This window comes from Parvibaculum sp., assembly GCF_035325945.1.
GTDB lineage: Bacteria > Pseudomonadota > Alphaproteobacteria > Parvibaculales > Parvibaculaceae > Parvibaculum.
Genome location: NZ_DAOKYX010000001.1, coordinates 120,166 through 139,441 on the forward strand (window position 1 = coordinate 120,166; position 19,276 = coordinate 139,441).

The window sequence follows — 19,276 nt, forward strand, 5'->3', positions numbered from 1 at the left end:
AGCGCCTCGCCGATTTCCTCGAGGATCACCGGGTCGTCGATCGTCGCCGGCATGCTCCATGCCTCGCCATCCGCGATCTTGCGCATGGTGCCGCGCAGGATCTTGCCCGAGCGCGTCTTGGGCAGGCGCTGCACGACAAGAGCGGTCTTGAACGCGGCGACAGGACCGATCTTCTCGCGCACCAGCGCCACAGCTTCCTTCTCGATCTCCTCGGCCGGGCGGTTCACCCCCTTGTTGACGACGAGGAAGCCCACCGGCACCTGCCCCTTCAGCGCGTCCGCGACACCGATGACGGCGCATTCGGCAACGTCCGGGTGGCCCGCCAGCACTTCCTCCATGCCGCCCGTCGAGAGGCGATGACCCGCGACATTGATGATGTCGTCGGTGCGGCTCATCACATAGAGATAGCCGTCCTCGTCGAGATAGCCCGCATCGGCGGTCTTGTAGTAACCGGGATAGTCGGCAAGGTAGGAATTGCGGAAGCCCTCGTCATTGTTCCAGAGCGTCGGCAGGCAGCCCGGCGGCAGGGGCAGCTTGACGACGATGGCGCCCGTCGTGTTCGCGGGCACGGGCTTCGCGGCCTCATCGACGACCTGGATTTCGTAGCCCGGCATCGCGACTGTGGGCGAACCGTATTTGACGGGCAGCCTTTCGAGCCCCATCGGATTTGCGACCATCGGCCAGCCGGATTCCGTCTGCCACCAATGATCGATCACCGGCACGCCCAGCGCGCGCTCGGCCCACTGGATCGTATCGGGATCGCCGCGCTCGCCGGCGAGGAACAGAAGCTCGAATTTCGACAGGTCATATTTCTTCACCAGATCGGCGGCCGGGTCTTCCTTCTTGATCGCGCGGAAGGCAGTCGGCGCGGTGAAGAGCGCCTTGACGCCGTGATCGGCGATGACGCGCCAATAGGTGCCCGCATCAGGCGTGCCGACCGGCTTTCCCTCGAAGAGGATCGTCGTGCAGCCATGCAGGAGCGGCCCATAGACGATGTAGGAATGGCCGACGACCCAGCCCACATCGGACGCGGCCCAGAAGACGTCGCCCGGATCGACGCCATAGACATTCTTCATCGACCATTTGAGGGCGACCATGTGCCCGCCATTGTCGCGCACGACGCCCTTGGGCTTGCCCGTGGTGCCGGAGGTGTAGAGCACATAGAGCGGATCAGTCGCGGCAACGGGGACGCAGGCCGGTGCCGCGCCAGCGGCGCGCGCCTTCTCCATCTCGTCCTTCCAGTCGAAATCACGGCCGGGCACGAGAGGGGCTTCCAGCTCCGCGCGCTGAACGATGATGCACGCTTCGGGCTTGTGCGCCGAAAGCTCGATCGCCTGATCGAGCAGCGGCTTGTAGGCGATGGTGCGGCCGGGCTCGAGACCGCATGAGGCGGAGACGATGAGCTTCGGCCTCGCATCGTCGATGCGCGTCGCCAGCTCCTTCGCGGCAAAGCCGCCGAAGACGACCGAATGGATGGCGCCGAGGCGCGCACAGGCGAGCATGGCGACGACGGCCTGCGGCACCATCGGCATGTAGAGAATGACGCGGTCGCCTTTTCCGATTCCGTGGCGTTGCAGCACGCCCGCAAAGGTCGCGACCTTGTCGCGCAGTTCGCGATAGGTGAAGCGCTTCACCTTGCCCGTCATGGCGCTGTCGTGAATGAGCGCAAGCTGCTCGCCGCGCCCGCCTTCGACATGGCGGTCGAGCGCGTTCCAGCAGGTGTTGCATGTCGCGCCCTCGAACCAGCGCGAGAAATCGCCCTCCTGCGCTAGCACCTTGTCCCACGGCTTCGACCAGTCGATCTCTCGCGCGGCCTCGGCCCAGAACGCTTCGGGCGACGCCTTCCAGCGCTCATAGGTTTCGCGATAAAGCCCCATGCCGGCCTCCTTGTTCTTGTTCGTTTGGCGGTGACTGTTTCAAGACATTGCGCGCTTTGCAAGCCCGCAAGCAGGCTCCCCGGCGGCGCTTGTCGCCATGCGCTGCGTTCATTACCGTGATGCCCGAATTCGCGGCACGCAAGCCGCCAAGAGGGACCAATGACGACGAATCCTTATGAACTCGATCTCGACAAGAATCCGGCGAACCATCAGCCGCTGAGCCCCTTGAGCTTTCTCAAGCGCGCGGCGGAAGTCTACCCCGGAAAAATCGCCGTCATTCATGGCAGCTTGCGGCGCAACTATGGGGAGTTCTACGCGCGCTGCCGCCGCCTCGCCTCGGCGCTCTCGGAGCGGGGCATCGGGCTCGGCGACACGGTCGCCGTCATCGCGCCCAACACCCCCGCCATGCTCGAACTCCACTACGCCGTGCCGATGATCGGCGCCGTGCTCAACACGATGAACATCAGACTCGATGCGCCCATCATCGGCTTCATGCTCGATCATGGCGGCGCGAAGGCGCTTTTCGTCGACCGTGAATTCTCGGCACTCGCCGAAGGCGCGCTCACGCATGCGAAGGTCAAGCCCTTCGTCGTAGATATGGACGATCCCGAATATGACGGCGCAGGCGAGAGGATCGGCGCGATCGAATATGAAGAGCTGCTCGCCACGGGCGATCCCGAATTCAACTGGCAGCTTCCGGCCGATGAGTGGCAGGCGATCAGCCTCAACTACACGTCCGGCACGACGGGCAATCCCAAGGGCGTCGTCTATCACCATCGCGGCGCCTATCTCCTCGCCATGGGCAATGTCGTCACCGCGGGCATGACGGACAAATCCGTCTATCTGTGGACGGTGCCGATGTTCCATTGCAATGGCTGGATCTTCACCTGGTCGATGAGCGTCATCGCGGGCACGCATGTCTGCCTGCGGCGCGTCGCCGCCGGAAACATATACGAGGCGATCGAGGCTCATGGCGTCACCCATATGGGCGGCGCGCCGACGGTCATGGGCTTCCTCATCAACGCGACCGACGAGGAGAAGAAGAAACTTCCGAACACGGTGCATTATTTTGCAGCCGCCGCCCCGCCGCCCGCCGCGACCATCAAGCGGCTCGAGGATCAGGGCTTCAATGTCATCCATGTCTATGGTCTGACCGAGACCTACGGTCCCGCTGTCGTCAATGCCTGGCACGAGGAATGGGACGAGCTCGAAACCGATGCACGCGCGCAGGTGAAGGCGCGGCAGGGCGTCAACTATCCCGTGCTCGAAGGGCTTTCCGTGCGCGACCCGGAAACCATGGAGGAAGTGCCGCGCGACGGCGAAACCATGGGCGAGGTGATGTTCCGCGGCAATGTGGTGATGAAGGGCTATCTCAAGAACCCGAAGGCGACGGCCGAGGCGTTCGAGGGCGGCTGGTTCCATTCCGGCGATCTCGGCGTCTGGCATCCGGACAATTACATCCAGATCAAGGACCGCTCGAAAGACATCATCATCTCGGGCGGCGAGAACATCTCCTCGATCGAGGTCGAGGACGTGCTCTACAAGCATCCCGACATTCTGGAAGCTGCGGTGGTGGCGCGGCCGGACGAGAAATGGGGCGAGACGCCTTGCGCCTTCATCACGCTGAAACGCGGCGCCGCGCAGACGGAAGCCGAGATCATCGCCTATTGCCGCGCCAATCTCGCGCATTTCAAATGCCCGAAGACAGTCGTGTTCACCGAACTGCCCAAAACCTCGACGGGCAAGATCCAGAAATTCAAGCTGCGGGAAATGGCGCAAAAGCTCTGAACGGCCGCGCGACGAGGCGGAGGTGGAGAGCCGAGCCATGACGAAACTCGTTTCCGTTCCCCAAAATACAAAGCGCCGGGCTTCGTTGCCCGGCGCTGTCTCGGATCAGAGCTTATTCAGATGAGTTCGTCAGGCTGCGGATTTTCGGCCTGAAAGCCTCTCTATTTGTTCCTTGAGGCGGAGCTTCTGCTTTTTAAGCTCGGCAATTCGGAGATCATCGCTTGAAGGGTGGAGCAGTTCCTGTTCGATTTCCCGTTCCAGGGTCCTATGCCGATCACGAAGTTCGGCAATATGCGACTCCAGTGCCATCCCTTACCTACCTTTCGTTGGGGTGGGTAACCCGAAAAGGATGACTCTTTTTTGACAGCTTGTCGAACCCCTATCGCAAAGACGGCGAAGAGACGGTAAATGTCATAATCATGGCTGAAACGAAACGCCTCATTGTGGGAATTTCTGGCGCCTCCGGCGTTATCTACGGTGTGCGTCTTCTCGAAATTCTCCGCGCGCTCGAAATCGAAACGCATCTCGTGATGACGAAAGCGGCCGAGATGACGCTCGGCTATGAGACGGGCCGCACACCCGGCGAGGTCGAGGCGCTGGCGCATACGCGCTACCAGCTTGCCGATGTCGGCGCCGCGATCGCATCGGGCTCGTTCAGAACGCTCGGCATGATCGTCGCGCCCTGCTCCATCCGCACCATGTCGGAAGTCGCGACGGGCGTGACCTCCAATCTGCTCACACGCGCGGCCGATGTCATGCTCAAGGAACGCCGCCGCCTCGTGCTCATGGTGCGCGAGACGCCGCTTCACACCGGGCATTTGCGGACCATGACGCATCTGTCCGAAGTCGGCGCCATCATCGCGCCGCCCGTTCCCGCCTTTTATGCCGAGCCGAAAACCATCGACGACATCGTTACGCAGACGGTCTGCCGCGCGCTCGATCTCTTCGGCATCGAGGCGGACGAGACGCGACGCTGGGGCGAGGACATCAGGAGCGGCAGGCGCGCGCCCGTGCGGCCCGGCAAGAAGCCGCAGGAATAGTCAGGCGGCGCCGAAACAGGCGTCGAGCACCTGCGCCAGCCTCTCGCCGCATCGCCCGGCGGACGCCTTTCCCTCGCTCTCCAGCCAGGCCGCGAGATTGCGCTCGGCAAGCCCGCGGCCGGGCGGCACGAGCGTCGCCCCGGCAAGCAGTGCCTCGAGCCTCACCTGCATCTCCTTTTCCGCGGCAAGCTCCAGCCGCTTCACCTCGGCGCGCAGGCAGGCAGCCGCCGCATCTCCTTCGGCGAGCGGCTTGAGCGCCCGGCGCGCGGCGCGAAGCGGCGCGATGACCCCCTGCCCCCATCCGGCGCCAATGCCCCGCATGGTCCCGAGCGCGCCTCCGTCGAGCGGCCTTCCGCGCGCGCCTGCATAAAGGCAGAAGAGGATGAGATTCACATCCAACCCCTCTTCATCCTGAAGGGCGAGAAGCGCCTGCTCCACGCCCGGCCGGGCATAGAGGGCGAGGGAAAAATCCCAGAAGTCGTCCGCCATCTTTCCCATTCCGCTACAGCCTCCTTGCGCTGCGGCATTATCCCCCGCTTGCCCTTGCCCGCCGATGCCGCCACCATTAAAAACGATGGATGCGGGACCGCCCTTGCGGCCGGTTCGCGCTCTCACGATCGGGCGGCCATGACCGAACAGGAAGAGCAGGAGCTGCGGCAGCGTCTGGCGCAACTCAAGGAAGAACATCGCGATCTCGACAGCGCCATTCTGGCGCTGGAAGGCTCGCCGCTGCCCGATCATCTGCAGATCAAACGGCTCAAGAAGCGCAAGCTCTATCTGCGCGACCGCATCCACGAAATCGACGATCTGCTCTTCCCCGACATCATAGCCTGAGATCTATTGCTGCATCCCGTGCTTGGCGCGGTACATGGCCCGGTCAGCCCGCGCGAGCGCGTCCTGCGGGTCCTCATCGCCCATGAAGGCGATGGCGCCGAAGGAGATCGACAGGCTGATCTCGACGCCATCGACGACGAGCGGCTTCTCGCGCATGAGGATCGAGAGAGCGCGCGCCTTCGACTCCGCGGTCTTCTCATCCGTCCGGGCAAGGATGACCGCAAATTCGTCACCGCCCATGCGGCCGATGATGTCCGTTTCGCGCACATGCTCAGCGAGGAGCCGCGTGAGGTGTTCCAGCGCCGCGTCGCCCGCCGCATGGCCCCAGGTGTCATTCACCTGCTTGAAATTGTCGATGTCGAAATAGGCAAGCCCCGCCGGCTCGTTGTAGCGCCGCGCATAGGCGATGACGCGCGCAAGCTCGCGCACGAAGGCGCGCCTGTTGAGAACGGGAAGGAGCGGATCGCGGTCGGCCAGATCTTCGGCATCCCGCAGGCGTTTGCGGACCTTGTCCATTTCGCGGCGCAGCCGGTCGACCTCGCCGAGCAGGGACATGAGGGCATCGCGGACGCTCGGCGTCAGTTCCGCCTCGGGAATGCCCATGAAGCTCACGGCATCCGTGATCGTGCGCCCGGCCGTCGCTTTGGACACTCCGGCCGCCTCTCCGCGCTCACGCGCCGCCTGAAGGGGCGCCCCCCCGAGCGGCCTGCTGTCACCGACCTTCATTCATCGTCGACCGGAACGTTCTGCGCCGATCCCCCACGGTCCGCGGCCTGAGCATCCCGCCAGACCGAATCAGAAGATGCCACTGTTCGCCTCAAAACGCCACTGACCGCGAATCGTCCGGCCCCGGGGCGCGCAGCCGGAACCCGGCTTGCCAAGCGGGACGGGACGCCTATACTCCCTCGCTTTCCGCGCCGGACCGGCCTCACGACGAGGCCAGGCATGGCCCGGCTCCAATGGGACATCGGAAGGCAAATGGCAGCGCGCGCACTTGTCGGCATCATCATGGGCAGCCAATCGGATTGGCGGACCATGAAACACGCCGCCGAAATGCTCGACCTGCTGGGCGTCGCCCATGAGGTCCGCATCGTCTCGGCGCACCGGACACCGCATCGTCTCGTCGAATATGCGACGACGGCCCGCGACCGCGGCCTCAAGGTCATCATCGCCGGCGCGGGCGGCGCGGCCCATCTGCCCGGCATGACCGCCTCGATGACGCCGCTTCCCGTGTTCGGCGTGCCGATCCAGACGAGATCGCTCCACGGTCAGGACAGCCTTCTCTCCATCGTGCAGATGCCGGGCGGCATTCCCGTCGGCACGCTCGCGATCGGCGATGCGGGCGCGAAGAACGCCGCCCTTCTCGCCGCCGCCGTGCTCGCGCTTTCCGACGCGGAACTCGCCAGACGCCTCGATCAATACCGCGCCGAACTGACCAGTTCGGTCGGCGACATACCCGTGGACGAATAGATTGTCGGCAATAGCACCTGGCGGACGGATCGGTATTCTGGGCGGCGGGCAGCTCGGACGCATGCTGGCATCGGCCGCGGCGGAGCTTGGCTTTACCTGCCACATCTACTGCCCTGACGAGGACGCACCCGCCACGCATGTCGCGGCGGCGGCGACACGCGCGGCCTATGAGGACGCAGAGGCGCTGGCGCGCTTTGCCGCCAGCGTCGATGTGGTGACCTATGAATTCGAGAACGTGCCCGCCGAGACGGCCCGCATCCTCGGCGAGCACGCGCCGGTGCGGCCCGGCGCGCGGGCGCTCGCGACGGCGCAGGACCGCTTCGTCGAAAAGACCTTTCTCGCCTCGCATGGCATTCCCACAGCGCCCTTCGCGGATGTGAGCTCCCTCGACGCGCTCGAGGCGGCGCTTGCGGCCATCGGCACGCCCGCGATCCTCAAGACGAGGCGCTTCGGCTATGACGGCAAGGGGCAAGTCACGATCCGCGATGCCGCCGATGCGCGCCGCGCCCATGACGCCATCGCCTGCGCGCCCGCCATTCTCGAAGGCTTTGTCCCCTTCGAGCGCGAAATCTCCGTGATCGTCGCGCGCGGGCTCGACGGCCATACGGCCGCCTACGATCCGGTCGAAAATCTGCACAAGAACCACATTCTCGACCGCACCTTCGCCCCTGCCTCGATCGAGCCCGGGCTTGCGGCGGAAGCAGGCGCGATCGCCGGCCGCATCGCGGCCGAGCTTGATTATGTCGGCGTAATGGGCGTCGAGATGTTCGTGCTGCCGGCGGGAGCAGGCCCCCGAATTCTCGTCAACGAGATCGCGCCTCGCGTCCACAACTCGGGCCACTGGACAATGGATGCCTGCCTCGTCAGCCAGTTCGAGCAGCACATTCGCGCGATCTGCGGCTGGCCGCTCGGCGACCCGGCGCGCCATTCGGATGCGGTGATGACGAACCTCATCGGTGAGGATGTGAACGCCTGGCCGGATCTCGCCCGCGAAGCCGGGGTGGCGATCCATCTCTACGGCAAGGACGAGGCCCGCCCCGGCCGCAAGATGGGCCATGCCAACCGCCTCTATCCGCTGGGAAAGCGCCCCTCGCCGGAAGCCTGACCGCCCCCGAACTGCCAAACGAGGTTACCGCTCGTTAACCATCGAGGACGATGATCCTTGGGGAGAGTTCGATCCGGGAGCGCATCTTCAGTGCGCCGGGGACGTGCAGGGACGAGAGCGATGACGATAGCGGCCGCTAAAGCTGCATCCGGGGATGCAGCGCATCATCTGATGCAAAGCATTGCGCCGTCCCCCGGCAAGACATGCACGACGCCGCAGCCCCGCTCGGCGACGCTCACGACCCTTTTCAATTACTGGTCCAGCCTTCCGGCAGCGGGCGGCCTGCCCAATGCCAGCGACTTCCGCCCCACCGAGATTGCGCGCTGCCTCCCCGATACGGCCATTCACGAAATCCGCTCCCCGGATGTCGTGATCTACAGGCTCGCAGGCACCGGCATCGCAGAGCGCATGGGGCACGACCCGACGGGCACGAATGTCCTCGATCTCGTCGCCACGGGCCTTCGCCAGCAGGCTGGCCGGGATCTGCTCGAAATCTTCCATCGGCCCTGCGGCCTGCATCTGCGCTATGTGAATACCTACTCCTCAGGGCGGGTGACGGCGATCGAGAGCCTCTATCTGCCGCTGCGGCCGCCTGCGGGCGCCTATCCGCGCGTGATCTCCGTCCATGCGCCCGAGGATGTCATCGAATACACGCACCCGCTCGATCTGTCGCTGATCGCGGAAACCATCAACGATGTGATCTGGATCGACCTCGGCTTCGGAACGCCGGCAGGCGATCAGCCGCGTCCGTAACGCAACCGGCCGATGAGGCCGAGCGGATCGGGCAGCCACTCGCCCGCCTTGCGCAGGCTCGCCTTCGCCTTCTCGATCTGCATCACATCCTCGATGCGCTTGTCGAGAAACGCCCATGTATTGGCGAAATCCTCCGACTGATCCGCGAACCAGTAGAGCGTGACCGCCGAATAGACGCCCGCGAGCGTCGCCCGCTTCGTGTAGAAGTTGAAATCGGTCGAGCGGTCGCCGATCGCGCGCCAGATCGTATCGACCGTGCGGTAGAGCGCGCGCGGGCCCGTCGTGCCCGAGAGAGGCAGCGAGAGCAGCGTGACGGCGCGACGGACGGCCTCGCGATGGGCGAGATCGACCTCGATCCGCATGCGCACGGCGGCCGTGATGCGCTCGCGAATCTTCAGCGCCCCGAGATCGCGCCGCGACAGCGCCTCCTCCATCCGGCGGTCGCCATCGGCGAGAAAATAATCGACGAGATCGAGAATGCCGCCGGGAAAGGCAAGCCGCATCTCGCCATGCGTCAGGCCGGCGGCGTCCGCCGCCTCGCGCATGAGCCGCGTCGTCCAGCCGTCGAAGGCGACGTTGGGAAGCGCGGCGGCGAGGATGCGCGCGCGGAAGGCATCGACATGATCGTCATGTTGGCGGTCCGTGGAGCCGGGCAATGGCTTGCCGTGTGCACGATCAGGCATCTGCTTTCTCCTTATCGGCCCCGGCCTGCATCCGTGCGGCCGTCCAGGCCCTGGCCTCCGTCTCGAAAATGAGGTTTCGGAGATCCGTCATCCGCTGTGGATAGAGGATGCCGTCGAGGTGATCGCATTCATGCTGCACGACGCGGGCATGGAAGCCTCTGGCGCGCCGCTCGATGCGTTTTCCATCGAGGCCGAAGCCGCTATAGCGAAGCTCCGTATAGCGCGGCACGAGCCCTCTGAGGCCCGGCACGGAGAGGCAGCCTTCCCAGCCGGACTCCATCTCGCTCGTCAGGATTTCGATCTCGGGATTGATGAGCACGGTGAGCGCCGCCGTGTGGTCATAGGCCTCCTCGCCCTCGAGCCCTTCCGGCATGCGCTCGGGCGGCGCCTGGAAGACGACGATGCGCTTCGGCACATGGACCTGCGGCGCGGCAAGTCCCGCGCCATTCGCGTCGATCATGGTTTCGATCATGTCGGCGACGAGGCTGCGGATCCCGGGCGCGTTCGGATCGGCGACCGGCTCGGCTATCCGGGACAGAACGGGGTGGCCCATGCGGGCGATCTTCAAAATGGACATGGGCAGAATATGAGGTCGAAAAGACGCCCGGGCAACCGCCCGTGCGCCGTCTTTTCAAGGGCTTGGTGTGGACAAGGCGCGATTCGTTTGATAGATAAGCACCTCGTCAGCGGCACGGCTGGGCCTGCCGCCTATAAACCATTGAATCCAGATAGGATTTCGTCGTGCAGGTACTCGTTCGCGATAATAACGTCGACCAGGCCATGAAGGCGCTGAAGAAGAAGCTGCAGCGCGAAGGCGTTTTCCGCGAAATGAAGCTCCGCAACTTCTACGAGAAGCCCTCCGAGAAGCGCGCCCGCGAGAAGGCGGAAGCCATCCGCCGCGCCCGCAAGCTCGCGCGCAAGCGCGCCCAGCGCGAAAGCGGCGTCGTGGCGAAGCCGCGCTCCATGTAAGTTTCCGGCATTGGCCGAAGCGACAACGCCCCCGATTTCGGGGGCGTTTTCGTTTGCGCGCGCGGCCCCACTCTGCCTGAGAAGATGGATGCCGGGTCGAGCCCGGCATGACGGGCGCGGAATGGCGACTTACGGAATGTCGCCCTACTCGACCGTAGCTTCCGGTTCGATCGCGACCGGGAAATTGACGGAATTGGCGATGAAGCACATTTCATGCGCCTTGTGGTGGAGCGCCAGCGCCTTCTCGCGATCGGAGCCCGCCGCAATGGTGACATGCGGGCGCAGGGTGACGCCGGTGAAGCGGCCGCTCCCGCCCGCCCCTTCCATCATGATGCCTTCGGCCGCATCGCTATAGGCCGTAACGACGACGCCCGCCTCGGCGCAGAGATGCAGATACCAGAGCTTGTGACAGGCCGAAATCGAGGCGACGAGAAGCTCTTCGGGATTCCAACGCGCCGCATCGCCACGGAATTTCGGCTCCGCCGATCCGGGGATCGCAGGCTTTCCCGGCGCCGAGATCTCATGCGCGCGGCTATAGGCGCGATAGCCGGTCGTGCCCTCCCCGAGATTGCCCTCCCAGGTCACGGTCACGTCGTAGCGATGTTCTCTGCCTGCCATTTCAGTCTCCATCGTTGGTCGCGGATGCCCGAAACGAAAACGGGCGGCGCTCCGGATGAAGCGCCGCCCGCGTGATTGTCCGTCAACAGCGGATCAAAGCGCCTTGATGATGTCCTCGACCATCTTCTTCGCGTCGGCGAAGAGCATCATCGTGTTGTCGCGGAAGAACAGCTCGTTCTCCACGCCCGCGTAACCCGACGCCATGCCGCGCTTCACGAAGAGAACCGTGCGCGCCTTTTCGACGTCGAGAACCGGCATGCCGAAGATCGGGCTCGTCGGGTCGGTCTTGGCCGAAGGGTTGGTCACGTCGTTGGCGCCGATGACGAAGGCGACGTCGGCCTGCGCGAACTGGTTGTTGATGTCCTCAAGCTCGAAGACTTCATCGTAAGGCACGTTCGCTTCCGCCAGCAGCACGTTCATGTGGCCGGGCATGCGGCCCGCGACCGGGTGAATGGCGTAGGAAACCTTGACGCCTTCCTTCTTCAGGTGGTCGGCCATTTCCTTCAGCGCGTGCTGCGCCTGGGAGACCGCCATGCCGTAGCCGGGGACGATGATGACCGAGCCCGCATTCTTCATGATGAAGGCCGCGTCGTCGGCCGAGCCCTGCTTCACCGGGCGCGTCTCGACCTTGCCGCCGGCCGCAGCCGCCGACGTATCGGCGCCGAAGCCGCCGAGGATGACGCTGATGAAGGAGCGGTTCATGCCCTTGCACATGATGTAGCTGAGGATGGCGCCCGACGAGCCGACCAGCGCGCCCGTGATGATGAGCGCGAGGTTGCCCAGCGTGAAGCCGATGCCGGCAGCCGCCCAGCCCGAATAGGAGTTCAGCATCGACACGACGACGGGCATGTCCGCGCCGCCGATCGGGATGATGATGAGGAAGCCGAACACGAAGGAGATCAGCGTGATCGCCAGGAAGAGTTCGGTGGACTGGTTCGCGGGATCGGCGACGATATAGGCAACGCCGCCGACGATGAGCGCCGCGAGCAGCGCGTTGATGAGATGGCGGCCCGGAAGCAGGATCGGGGCGCCCGACATGTTTCCGTTGAGCTTCGCGAAGGCGATGATCGAGCCCGAGAAGGTGATCGCGCCGATGGCGACGCCGAGCGACATCTCGACGAGGTTGCCCGCATGGATGGCGCCGGGCGCGCCGATGCCATAGGCCGTGGGCGAGAAGAAGGCCGCCCAGGCGACGAGCACGGCGGCAAGGCCGACCAGCGAGTGGAAGAAGGCGACGAGCTGCGGCATCGCGGTCATGGCGATGCGGCGGGCGACGACCGCGCCGATGCCGCCACCGATGATGATGCCGACGATGACGAGCGCCCAGGTCATCTGGTTCTGCGCCTGAAGCAGGGCCAGCGTGGTCACGATGGCGATCGTCATGCCGATCATGCCATAGCGGTTACCCTGACGGGAGGTTTCAGGCGATGACAGGCCGCGCAGCGCCAGGATGAAGAGGACGCCCGAGACGAGATAAAGCAGGGCCGAAATATTGGCTGACATGTGCGTGGCCCCTCAGCGATCTTTTTTCTTGTACATGGCGAGCATGCGTTGCGTGACCAGGAACCCGCCGAAAATGTTGACGGCGGCCAGGATCACGGAGACGAAGCCGAGGCCCGTGGTGAGCCAGCCGCCTTCGCCCGCCTGCGTGAGGTCGATACCGACGGCGATGAGCGCGCCGACGATGATGACCGACGAAATGGCGTTGGTGACCGACATGAGCGGCGTGTGAAGCGCGGGCGTCACGCTCCAGACCACGTAGTAGCCGACGAAGATCGCGAGCACGAAGATCGCGAGCCGGAAGACGATGGGGTCAATGACTGCGGCTTCCATCTCAGTTTCCTCCCTCGCGCAATGACGGATGAACGACCTGCCCGTCCTTGGTCAGGCAGGTGCCGGTGATGATCTCATCTTCCCAGTTGATGTTGAGCGACTTCGTTTCCTTGTCGATCAGGGGCGTGATGAAATTCAGAAGGTTCTTGGCATAGAGCGCGGACGAGTCGACCGAAAGCTGACCGGCCACGTTGAGTTCGCCGATGATCGTCACGCCATGCTTCTGCACGGTCTTGCCGGCTTCGGTGAGCGGGCAGTTGCCGCCGCGCTCCGCCGCCAGATCGACGATGATCGAGCCCGGCTTCATCGTCTTCACCATGTCCTCGGTGACGAGAACCGGCGCGGGACGGCCCGGAATGAGCGCCGTCGTGATGACGATGTCCTGCTTCTTGATGTGCTCGGCGACAAGCTCGGCCTGACGGCGCTTGTAATCCTCGCTCATCTCCTTGGCGTAGCCGCCCGCGGCATCGCCCGATTCTTCCGATTCCACCATCACGAAGGTGCCGCCGAGGCTTTCGACCTGCTCCTTCGTCGTCGAGCGCACGTCGGTCGCAGAGACGATGCAGCCGAGGCGCTTCGCCGTCGCGATGGCCTGAAGGCCGGCGACGCCGACACCCATGATGAAGGTACGGGCGGGCGCGATGGTGCCGGCCGCCGTCATCATCATCGGCATGGCGCGCGTGAAGGCCGCCGCGGCGTTGATGACCGCCTTGTAGCCCGCGAGGTTCGACTGCGAGGACAGAACGTCCATCGACTGCGCGCGCGTGATGCGCGGCATGAACTCCATCGCGAAAGCTTCGATGCCCGCATCCGCATATTTCTGGATGCGCGCACGGTCGCCATAGGGATTGAGGATCGCCGCCAGCAGCGCGCCCTTCTTGAAGAGGCCGATTTCCTCGTCGAGGGGGCTGCGCACCTTGAAGACGATGTCGGCGTCCTTCAGGGCCTCCGCCTCGCTCGACGCGATTTTGGCGCCCGCCTCCTGGAAGGCCGCATCGGAGAAGTTCGCCAGGGCGCCTGCTCCGCTTTCGACCGTTACATCAACACCGAGCGCGACGAGCTTCTTCACGGTTTCGGGGGAAGCCGCGACCCGCGTCTCGCCGTCCTGCCGCTCTCTTGGGATCGCGAGTTTCATGTGGATTCTGCCTGTCCGATGGCGTTGGCGGAGGGCGATACCCGCCACCTACGCTAGATTAGAATTGTTCAAAGGTATTTCATGCGGGCTGTCTGTCAACCCGCATGCTTCGAAACCGCCTGAACGACGGGGTCAGAGAAGGAAGATCGCCATGCCGACCAGCACGACGATGAGGATGGCAACGGACCATTTGGCGCCGCTGAGGAAGCCCTGATAGGTCGCGACGTGATCTTCCGCGTCCATATTCGCGTTCCACTCCGACCGGGTTATTTCCTGAGCCATTTTCCTGCCCCTTACCGTAAATTCATGTGGCGTAATTTGGGCGGACTATAACAAAGAGCGGGCTGACGGCAAGGTCGGGAACGGCCTCAATCCACACGCGAATCGGGAAATGACCTGCCCAAAATTGAATAGGCGGCCACATCCGGCGTGAACCGGCCGCCTTCAGATCGCAAAGGGCACGCGCGCGATGAGCTCGCCGCGGCGCGACGGCTTGGAGTGCTCCCAATCGACGAGCAGCGTCCGCAGCGCCGCCACGAAGGCGAGCGGCTGGTCGAGCATGATGTGGTGATGGGCGAGCGGGATCTCGACGACGGGCGCGGCGCGGCCGAGCAGCGTGAACATGTAGTCGCCGATTTCCGGCGGCACGAGGCCCGAAAACTCGCCGCGCATGATGGCGATGCGGCAGCGCGTGGCGGCAAGGCGCGCGCTCATGTCGCCGATGTCGAAGCGCTGCCAGATCGCGGGATCGAATTTCCACGTCCAGCCCGTACCGCCATCGGGATTCGGCACCTGCTTGAGCGAATGGCGCCCGATGTAATCGAGGATATAGCGGTTGGCGCAGGGCTGAGGCGGTGCAAGACGGAAGCGGTCGAGCGCGGCCTCGATGGTCGGGTAGATACGGTGCTGCCTCACCACATGATCGGGCGGACCGCTCGGCCGTCCGGGCGGATTGACCGGGCTGTCGACGATCACCGTGCCGGAGAGGCGATCGCCATAGAGCGAGCCCGTGACGATGGTGACGAAGCCGCCAAAGGAATGGCCGACGATGATCGGCGGCTCGTCATTACGGAAGAAGCCCGCATGTTCGCAGACGGCCATCTGCTCTTCGGCGAAGACCTCGAGCGAATAGCTGTCGCGCCAGCCCGAATCTCCCATGCCGGAAATGTCGATCGCCGCCACCGAATATTCACGGGCGAGGAAGGGCGCGATGAAGGACCACCAGCGCGCATGCGCGCCATTGCCATGCACGAGAAGGAGGCCCGGCTTCGACGGGTCGCCCCAGTGGAGATAGTGAACGTCCGTACCTTCGACCTTGACGAAGCGGCTCTCCGGCTCGACGGCCAGCGCGCGCTCGAACCAGCGCGGCGGCGTGTCGATGAACGGTCCGAGTTCCGGATCCGGCTCCTTGTCGAAGGGTTCGTTCATCCCGGTCGCTCCACCTTGGCGGGCCTGTCCCCCAGCGCCTTGAACACGCCGGTCCCCGTCATGATAACGCGATCTCCGCACCAGATGCGCCCCTGAACGGTGATGAAATCATCTTCCATTCCGGTCACCACGCCCGTGCCCTCGATCCATTCGCCCACCCTTGCGGCGGACATGAAATCGGTCAGCAGGCGCACGGTCACCCAGTAGCGATGCGTCGTCATCGTCACCGCATGGCCGAAAGCCATGTCGGCAAACGCCATCAGCATGCCGCCATGGCAGTTGCCCATGCCGTTCGTGTGATGCTCCTGAACGAAAAAGGCGCGGGCATAGCTGCCATCGGCGCCGATCTTCTCGTAGAGCGGCCCGATCTGCCGCCCGAAGCCGCTGAACCAGTTCATCGGCGCATAGCCGTCGGGGAGGGAAATGGAGGATTCTTCGAGAAGGTCGTCGGTCATCTTGATACTCGATCAGGCGCGCCATTGCGGCTTGGGTACTCCGGCCTTCTTTAACGCGGCGCTCTGACGCTTATCAAGGCGTGCGGCATCGAAATTCTCGATGGTTTCGTTGAAGAGCCGGTGGAAATTGAGTTCCGCGCCGAGATGCAGGAAGACCCCGCCAAGCCCGATCGCCGCCCGGTCCATGAAGACGAATTCGCGCGGCGGCGTCACCGGCCCGAGCTTCCTCAGCGCCTGATGGACGCGGAACGCCTCCTTGCGGCCATATTCGGCGGCGCTCACGCCATCGGCGACCGAGCGCACCCTGTCGTCGAGCATCGGCGCATAGATGAACCTCGCCCAGACGTTGAGCACGTCGATGAGTTCGTTCGAAAGCGTGCCGAAGCCCCAGCGCGCATAGGCCGCCGCCGCCCGGTCGCGATCCTCCGCCTCGAGCGCGCGATAAAGCTCCACCACGCCTTCCACGAAACTCGCCGGAAAGATGCGGATGCAGCCATAGTCGAGGAGATTGATGCCGAGGTCGCGCCGCACCGTGTAGTTGCCGAGATGCGGATCGCCATGAATGACGCCGTAATGGCTGAAGGGGAACCACCAGGCGGCGAACATGGCTTCAGCGATCCGGTTGCGCTCATCGAGCGGATGATCGCGGAAATTCAGCAGCGGCTCGCCCTCGAGCCAGCTCATCGTGAGAAGGCGCCTCGTCGAAAGCTCCTCGATCACCTCCGGCACGGCGATGCGGGGCTCGCTGGCGAAGATCGCGGCATAAAGGCGGATATGCGCGGCCTCGCGCGCATAGTCGAGTTCCTCGCGAAGTCGCTCGCGGATCTCGGCATAGATTTCGCGTGTGTCGATGGCCGGGTCGATGCGGCGATGGATCGAGAAGACGATGCCGAGCTGGTTGAGGTCAGCATCGACCGCCGACTGCATGTCGGGATATTGAAGCTTCACGGCGAGCTTCCGCCCGTCGGGGCCGGTCGCGCGATGCACCTGCCCAAGCGAGGCGGCGGCGGCGGCCTCGCGCTCGAACGCGTGGAAGCGGCTCTCCCACCCTGCCCCGAGTTCGGCACGCATGCGCCGCCGGACGAAGGGCCAGCCCATGGGCGGCGCAGAGGATTGAAGCTCGGCGAGTTCGACGGCGAATTCCGCCGGCACCACATCGGGGACGGTCGCGAGCATCTGGGCGACCTTCATGATCGGCCCCTTGAGCCCGCCCAGCGCCACCTTGAGTTCGCGCGCCGTGCGATCATTGTCCGGCGTCATGCCGAGGAGGCGCTGTCCGGCAAATTTCGCGGCGAGCCCGCCGACACCCGCCCCCACCTGGGCGTAGCGCTTCACGCGCCGCCCGAGCCGGTTGGCTTCATCGTCGGGTTCGCGACCGCTCACTCCATCCGCTCCAGCTCGTCGATCAGTCCACGGATGACGGAAAGTCCCTTGTCCCAGAAATCCGGCTTGCTCGCATCGAGGCCGAAGGGCGCGAGCAGCTCCTTGTGGCGCAGCGTGCCGCCGGCGGCGAGCATGGCGAGATAGCGGTCGGCGAAACCTTCCTGCGCCTGCTCATAGACGGCATAAAGCGAGTTCACGAGACAGTCGCCGAACGCATAGGCATAGACATAGAAGGGCGCGTGGATGAAGTGCGAGATGTAGCACCAATACGTCTCGTAGCCTTCGGCGAAATGAAAGGCAGGGCCGAGGCTTTCGGCCTGCACGTCGAGCCATATGCGGCCGATATCGGCGGCGGTCAGCTCTCCCTCGCGCCGCGCGGAGTGAAGGCGCCGCTCGAATGTGTAGAAGGCGATCTGGCGCACGACGGTGTTGAGCATGTCCTCGACCTTCGCCGCGATCATGGCCTTGCGGCGCCTCGGGTCGGATGTGTTCGCCAGCAGCTTGCGGAAGGTCAGCATTTCGCCGAACACGCTTGCCGTCTCGGCGAGCGTCAGCGGCGTGTCGGCCATGAGCGCGCCCTGACGGGCGGCGAGCACCTGATGCACCCCATGTCCAAGCTCGTGCGCAAGCGTCATCACATCGCGCGTCTTGCCCTGATAATTGACGAGCACGAAAGGATGCGAACTCGGCACGGTCGGGTGCGCGAAGGCGCCCGTCGCCTTGCCGGGGCGGAGCGGCGCATCGATCCAGCTCCTGTCGAAAAAGCGATTGGCGATATCGGCCATGTCGGGCGCGAAGCCGCGATAGGCCGAAAGCACCGTCTCCTTCGCTTCGGCCCAGGTGACGATGCGGTCATCCGTCTCCGGCAGCGGCGCGTTGCGGTCCCAATATTCGAGGCGCTCGAGCCCGAGCCAGCGGGCCTTCAGCCGGTAATAGCGATGGGAGAGTTCGGGATAGGAACGCTGCACCGCATCGACCAGCGCCGCCACGACTTCGGCCTCGACGCGATTGGCGATGTGGCGCGCATCGGCGATGTCCTTGAAGCCGCGCCAGCGATCCTCGATCTCCTTGTCCTTTGCGAGCGTGTTGGTGACGAGGGTGAAGGTGGCGATATTCTCGGAGAAGGTCTTCGCCAGTGCCTCGGCCGCGGACTTTCGCCGGGCTGGGGCCTTGTCGGACAGCAGGTTGAGCGCGGCTTCCACCGTCAGCATTTTGCCATCGACATTGAAGGTGAGGCGCGAAAGCGTCTCGTCGAATAGGCGATTCCAGGCCGCGCGACCGGACACGCTCTTTTCGTGCAGCAAGGTTTCGAGATCGTCCGCGAGCTGATAGGGCCGCATGTCGCGCAAGTCGCGCAGCCAGGGCTGATAGTGCGAAAGGCCGGGCTCCTCGATCGCGGATGAAAGCACCGCCTCGTCGAGGCGGTTGAGTTCCAGCGCGAAGAAGAGCAGATCCGTCGAAATCCGCGTCACGCGCTCCTGCATGTCGCCATAGAACTTCGCATGGACCGGATTTGTATTGTCGGTCGCATAGAGAAGCCCCGCATAGGACATGACCCGGCCGAGAATGTCCTCCAGCGCCTCATAGGTGCGGATCGCCTCCGCGAGCGCTTCGCCGCCATTTGCCCCGCGAACGAGCTGATCGAGCTTGCCGCGATAGCGCTCGGCGAAGCTCCGCGCCGTCTCGGCCGCACGCAAGAGATCTCGGCCGATTTCCGGTGCGTCAGGAGAGGAATAGAGATCGCTGAGGTCCCACACCGGCAATTCGCCGAGCGCGGCCTGCGGTGCGGCCGCGGCCTCCGCCAGGGCGGCGCGAGGGGCGGACGTAACATTGCGAGGGACGAACGGCATGGGCGGGCTCCGCAATTCGGGGGTGCTCAGCCCTATATCGCGCGTGGACCGGCGC

21 protein-coding genes and 1 pseudogene are annotated in these 19,276 nt (G+C 64.6%); 7 read left to right on the forward strand and 15 right to left on the reverse strand.

Features of this window, described 5'->3' with window-relative positions; genetic code table 11:
• Nucleotides 1-1,877 (reverse strand): propionyl-CoA synthetase (locus PKA57_RS00595; RefSeq protein ID WP_324296975.1); only part of this gene is annotated, 1,877 nt, incomplete at its 3' end.
• A 159-nt stretch (nucleotides 1,878-2,036) separates the two neighbouring features.
• Between PKA57_RS00595 and PKA57_RS00600 the strand changes: the two genes are divergently transcribed.
• Entirely contained in the window at nucleotides 2,037-3,665 is a 1,629-nt protein-coding gene (locus PKA57_RS00600; protein WP_324296976.1) for an acyl-CoA synthetase, read from the forward strand.
• A gap of 129 nt (nucleotides 3,666-3,794) precedes the next feature.
• Here PKA57_RS00600 and PKA57_RS00605 read toward each other — a convergent pair whose 3' ends face one another.
• Nucleotides 3,795-3,974, reverse strand: coding sequence for a DUF465 domain-containing protein (locus PKA57_RS00605; RefSeq protein WP_324296977.1), 180 nt, complete (start codon nucleotides 3,972-3,974; stop codon nucleotides 3,795-3,797).
• Nucleotides 3,975-4,084: 110 nt separating this feature from the next.
• On the opposite strand from PKA57_RS00605, the gene PKA57_RS00610 reads away from it, so the two are divergent.
• Nucleotides 4,085-4,705 (forward strand): UbiX family flavin prenyltransferase, encoded by a 621-nt coding sequence (locus tag PKA57_RS00610; protein ID WP_324296978.1) that lies wholly within the window; start codon nucleotides 4,085-4,087, stop codon nucleotides 4,703-4,705.
• Here PKA57_RS00610 and PKA57_RS00615 read toward each other — a convergent pair whose 3' ends face one another.
• On the reverse strand, nucleotides 4,706-5,203 hold the full coding sequence (locus PKA57_RS00615) for a TIGR02444 family protein (RefSeq protein WP_324296979.1): 498 nt from the start codon (nucleotides 5,201-5,203) through the stop codon (nucleotides 4,706-4,708).
• A gap of 129 nt (nucleotides 5,204-5,332) precedes the next feature.
• On the opposite strand from PKA57_RS00615, the gene PKA57_RS00620 reads away from it, so the two are divergent.
• Nucleotides 5,333-5,539 (forward strand): DUF465 domain-containing protein, encoded by a 207-nt coding sequence (locus PKA57_RS00620; RefSeq protein ID WP_324296980.1) that lies wholly within the window; start codon nucleotides 5,333-5,335, stop codon nucleotides 5,537-5,539.
• A 3-nt stretch (nucleotides 5,540-5,542) separates the two neighbouring features.
• On the opposite strand, the gene PKA57_RS00625 is transcribed toward PKA57_RS00620, so the two are convergent.
• A complete protein-coding gene (locus PKA57_RS00625; RefSeq protein WP_324296981.1) occupies nucleotides 5,543-6,190 on the reverse strand; it encodes a GGDEF domain-containing protein in 648 nt (215 codons plus the stop codon).
• A 327-nt stretch (nucleotides 6,191-6,517) separates the two neighbouring features.
• Between PKA57_RS00625 and purE the strand changes: the two genes are divergently transcribed.
• The 3 genes from purE to PKA57_RS00640 all read left to right on the forward strand — a co-directional run bounded on the left by purE (nucleotide 6,518) and on the right by PKA57_RS00640 (nucleotide 8,867).
• The gene (purE, locus tag PKA57_RS00630) at nucleotides 6,518-7,009 is read left to right on the forward strand and encodes a 5-(carboxyamino)imidazole ribonucleotide mutase (protein ID WP_324296982.1); all 492 of its coding nucleotides are present in this window, start codon (nucleotides 6,518-6,520) and stop codon (nucleotides 7,007-7,009) included.
• A 1-nt stretch (nucleotide 7,010) separates the two neighbouring features.
• A complete protein-coding gene (locus PKA57_RS00635; protein WP_324296983.1) occupies nucleotides 7,011-8,114 on the forward strand; it encodes a 5-(carboxyamino)imidazole ribonucleotide synthase in 1,104 nt (367 codons plus the stop codon).
• Between the two features lie 171 nt (nucleotides 8,115-8,285).
• Nucleotides 8,286-8,867, forward strand: a complete 582-nt coding sequence (locus PKA57_RS00640) for a PAS domain-containing protein (protein ID WP_324296984.1) — start codon at nucleotides 8,286-8,288, stop codon at nucleotides 8,865-8,867.
• On the opposite strand, the gene PKA57_RS00645 is transcribed toward PKA57_RS00640, so the two are convergent.
• Nucleotides 8,852-9,550 (reverse strand): COQ9 family protein, encoded by a 699-nt coding sequence (locus PKA57_RS00645; protein WP_324296985.1) that lies wholly within the window; start codon nucleotides 9,548-9,550, stop codon nucleotides 8,852-8,854. The genes PKA57_RS00640 and PKA57_RS00645 overlap by 16 nt on opposite strands.
• Complete coding sequence (gene def / locus PKA57_RS00650; protein WP_324296986.1) at nucleotides 9,543-10,127, reverse strand: peptide deformylase; 585 nt, start codon at nucleotides 10,125-10,127, stop codon at nucleotides 9,543-9,545. The genes PKA57_RS00645 and def overlap by 8 nt, the downstream gene beginning before the upstream one ends.
• A 164-nt stretch (nucleotides 10,128-10,291) precedes the next feature.
• Between def and rpsU the strand changes: the two genes are divergently transcribed.
• Nucleotides 10,292-10,519: a 30S ribosomal protein S21 gene (gene rpsU, locus PKA57_RS00655; protein WP_324296987.1), complete on the forward strand. Its 228-nt coding sequence runs from the start codon at nucleotides 10,292-10,294 to the stop codon at nucleotides 10,517-10,519.
• 144 nt (nucleotides 10,520-10,663) lie between these two features.
• Here rpsU and PKA57_RS00660 read toward each other — a convergent pair whose 3' ends face one another.
• The 9 genes and pseudogenes from PKA57_RS00660 to PKA57_RS00700 form a co-directional block, all read right to left on the reverse strand.
• Nucleotides 10,664-11,137, reverse strand: coding sequence for an OsmC family protein (locus PKA57_RS00660; RefSeq protein ID WP_324296988.1), 474 nt, complete (start codon nucleotides 11,135-11,137; stop codon nucleotides 10,664-10,666).
• 93 nt (nucleotides 11,138-11,230) lie between these two features.
• Nucleotides 11,231-12,640 carry an NAD(P)(+) transhydrogenase (Re/Si-specific) subunit beta gene (locus PKA57_RS00665; protein WP_324296989.1) on the reverse strand — a complete coding sequence of 470 codons (1,410 nt, stop codon included), beginning with the start codon at nucleotides 12,638-12,640 and terminating at the stop codon, nucleotides 11,231-11,233.
• A 12-nt stretch (nucleotides 12,641-12,652) separates the two neighbouring features.
• Nucleotides 12,653-12,955, reverse strand: a pseudogene (locus PKA57_RS00670) (proton-translocating transhydrogenase family protein); the annotation flags it as partial.
• 16 nt (nucleotides 12,956-12,971) lie between these two features.
• A complete protein-coding gene (locus PKA57_RS00675) occupies nucleotides 12,972-14,105 on the reverse strand; it encodes a Re/Si-specific NAD(P)(+) transhydrogenase subunit alpha (RefSeq protein WP_324296990.1) in 1,134 nt (377 codons plus the stop codon).
• Between the two features lie 132 nt (nucleotides 14,106-14,237).
• Nucleotides 14,238-14,387: an aa3-type cytochrome c oxidase subunit IV gene (locus PKA57_RS00680; RefSeq protein ID WP_324296991.1), complete on the reverse strand. Its 150-nt coding sequence runs from the start codon at nucleotides 14,385-14,387 to the stop codon at nucleotides 14,238-14,240.
• Nucleotides 14,388-14,549: 162 nt separating this feature from the next.
• Nucleotides 14,550-15,533 (reverse strand): alpha/beta hydrolase, encoded by a 984-nt coding sequence (locus PKA57_RS00685; RefSeq protein ID WP_324296992.1) that lies wholly within the window; start codon nucleotides 15,531-15,533, stop codon nucleotides 14,550-14,552.
• Nucleotides 15,530-15,988, reverse strand: a complete 459-nt coding sequence (locus PKA57_RS00690; protein WP_324296993.1) for a PaaI family thioesterase — start codon at nucleotides 15,986-15,988, stop codon at nucleotides 15,530-15,532. Before PKA57_RS00690 ends, PKA57_RS00685 begins: the two co-directional genes overlap by 4 nt.
• 12 nt (nucleotides 15,989-16,000) lie before the next feature.
• A complete protein-coding gene (locus PKA57_RS00695; protein ID WP_324296994.1) occupies nucleotides 16,001-17,371 on the reverse strand; it encodes an AarF/UbiB family protein in 1,371 nt (456 codons plus the stop codon).
• Entirely contained in the window at nucleotides 17,368-19,221 is a 1,854-nt protein-coding gene (locus PKA57_RS00700; RefSeq protein WP_324296995.1) for a M3 family oligoendopeptidase, read from the reverse strand. The genes PKA57_RS00695 and PKA57_RS00700 overlap by 4 nt, the downstream gene beginning before the upstream one ends.
• Nucleotides 19,222-19,276 lie beyond the last annotated feature (55 nt).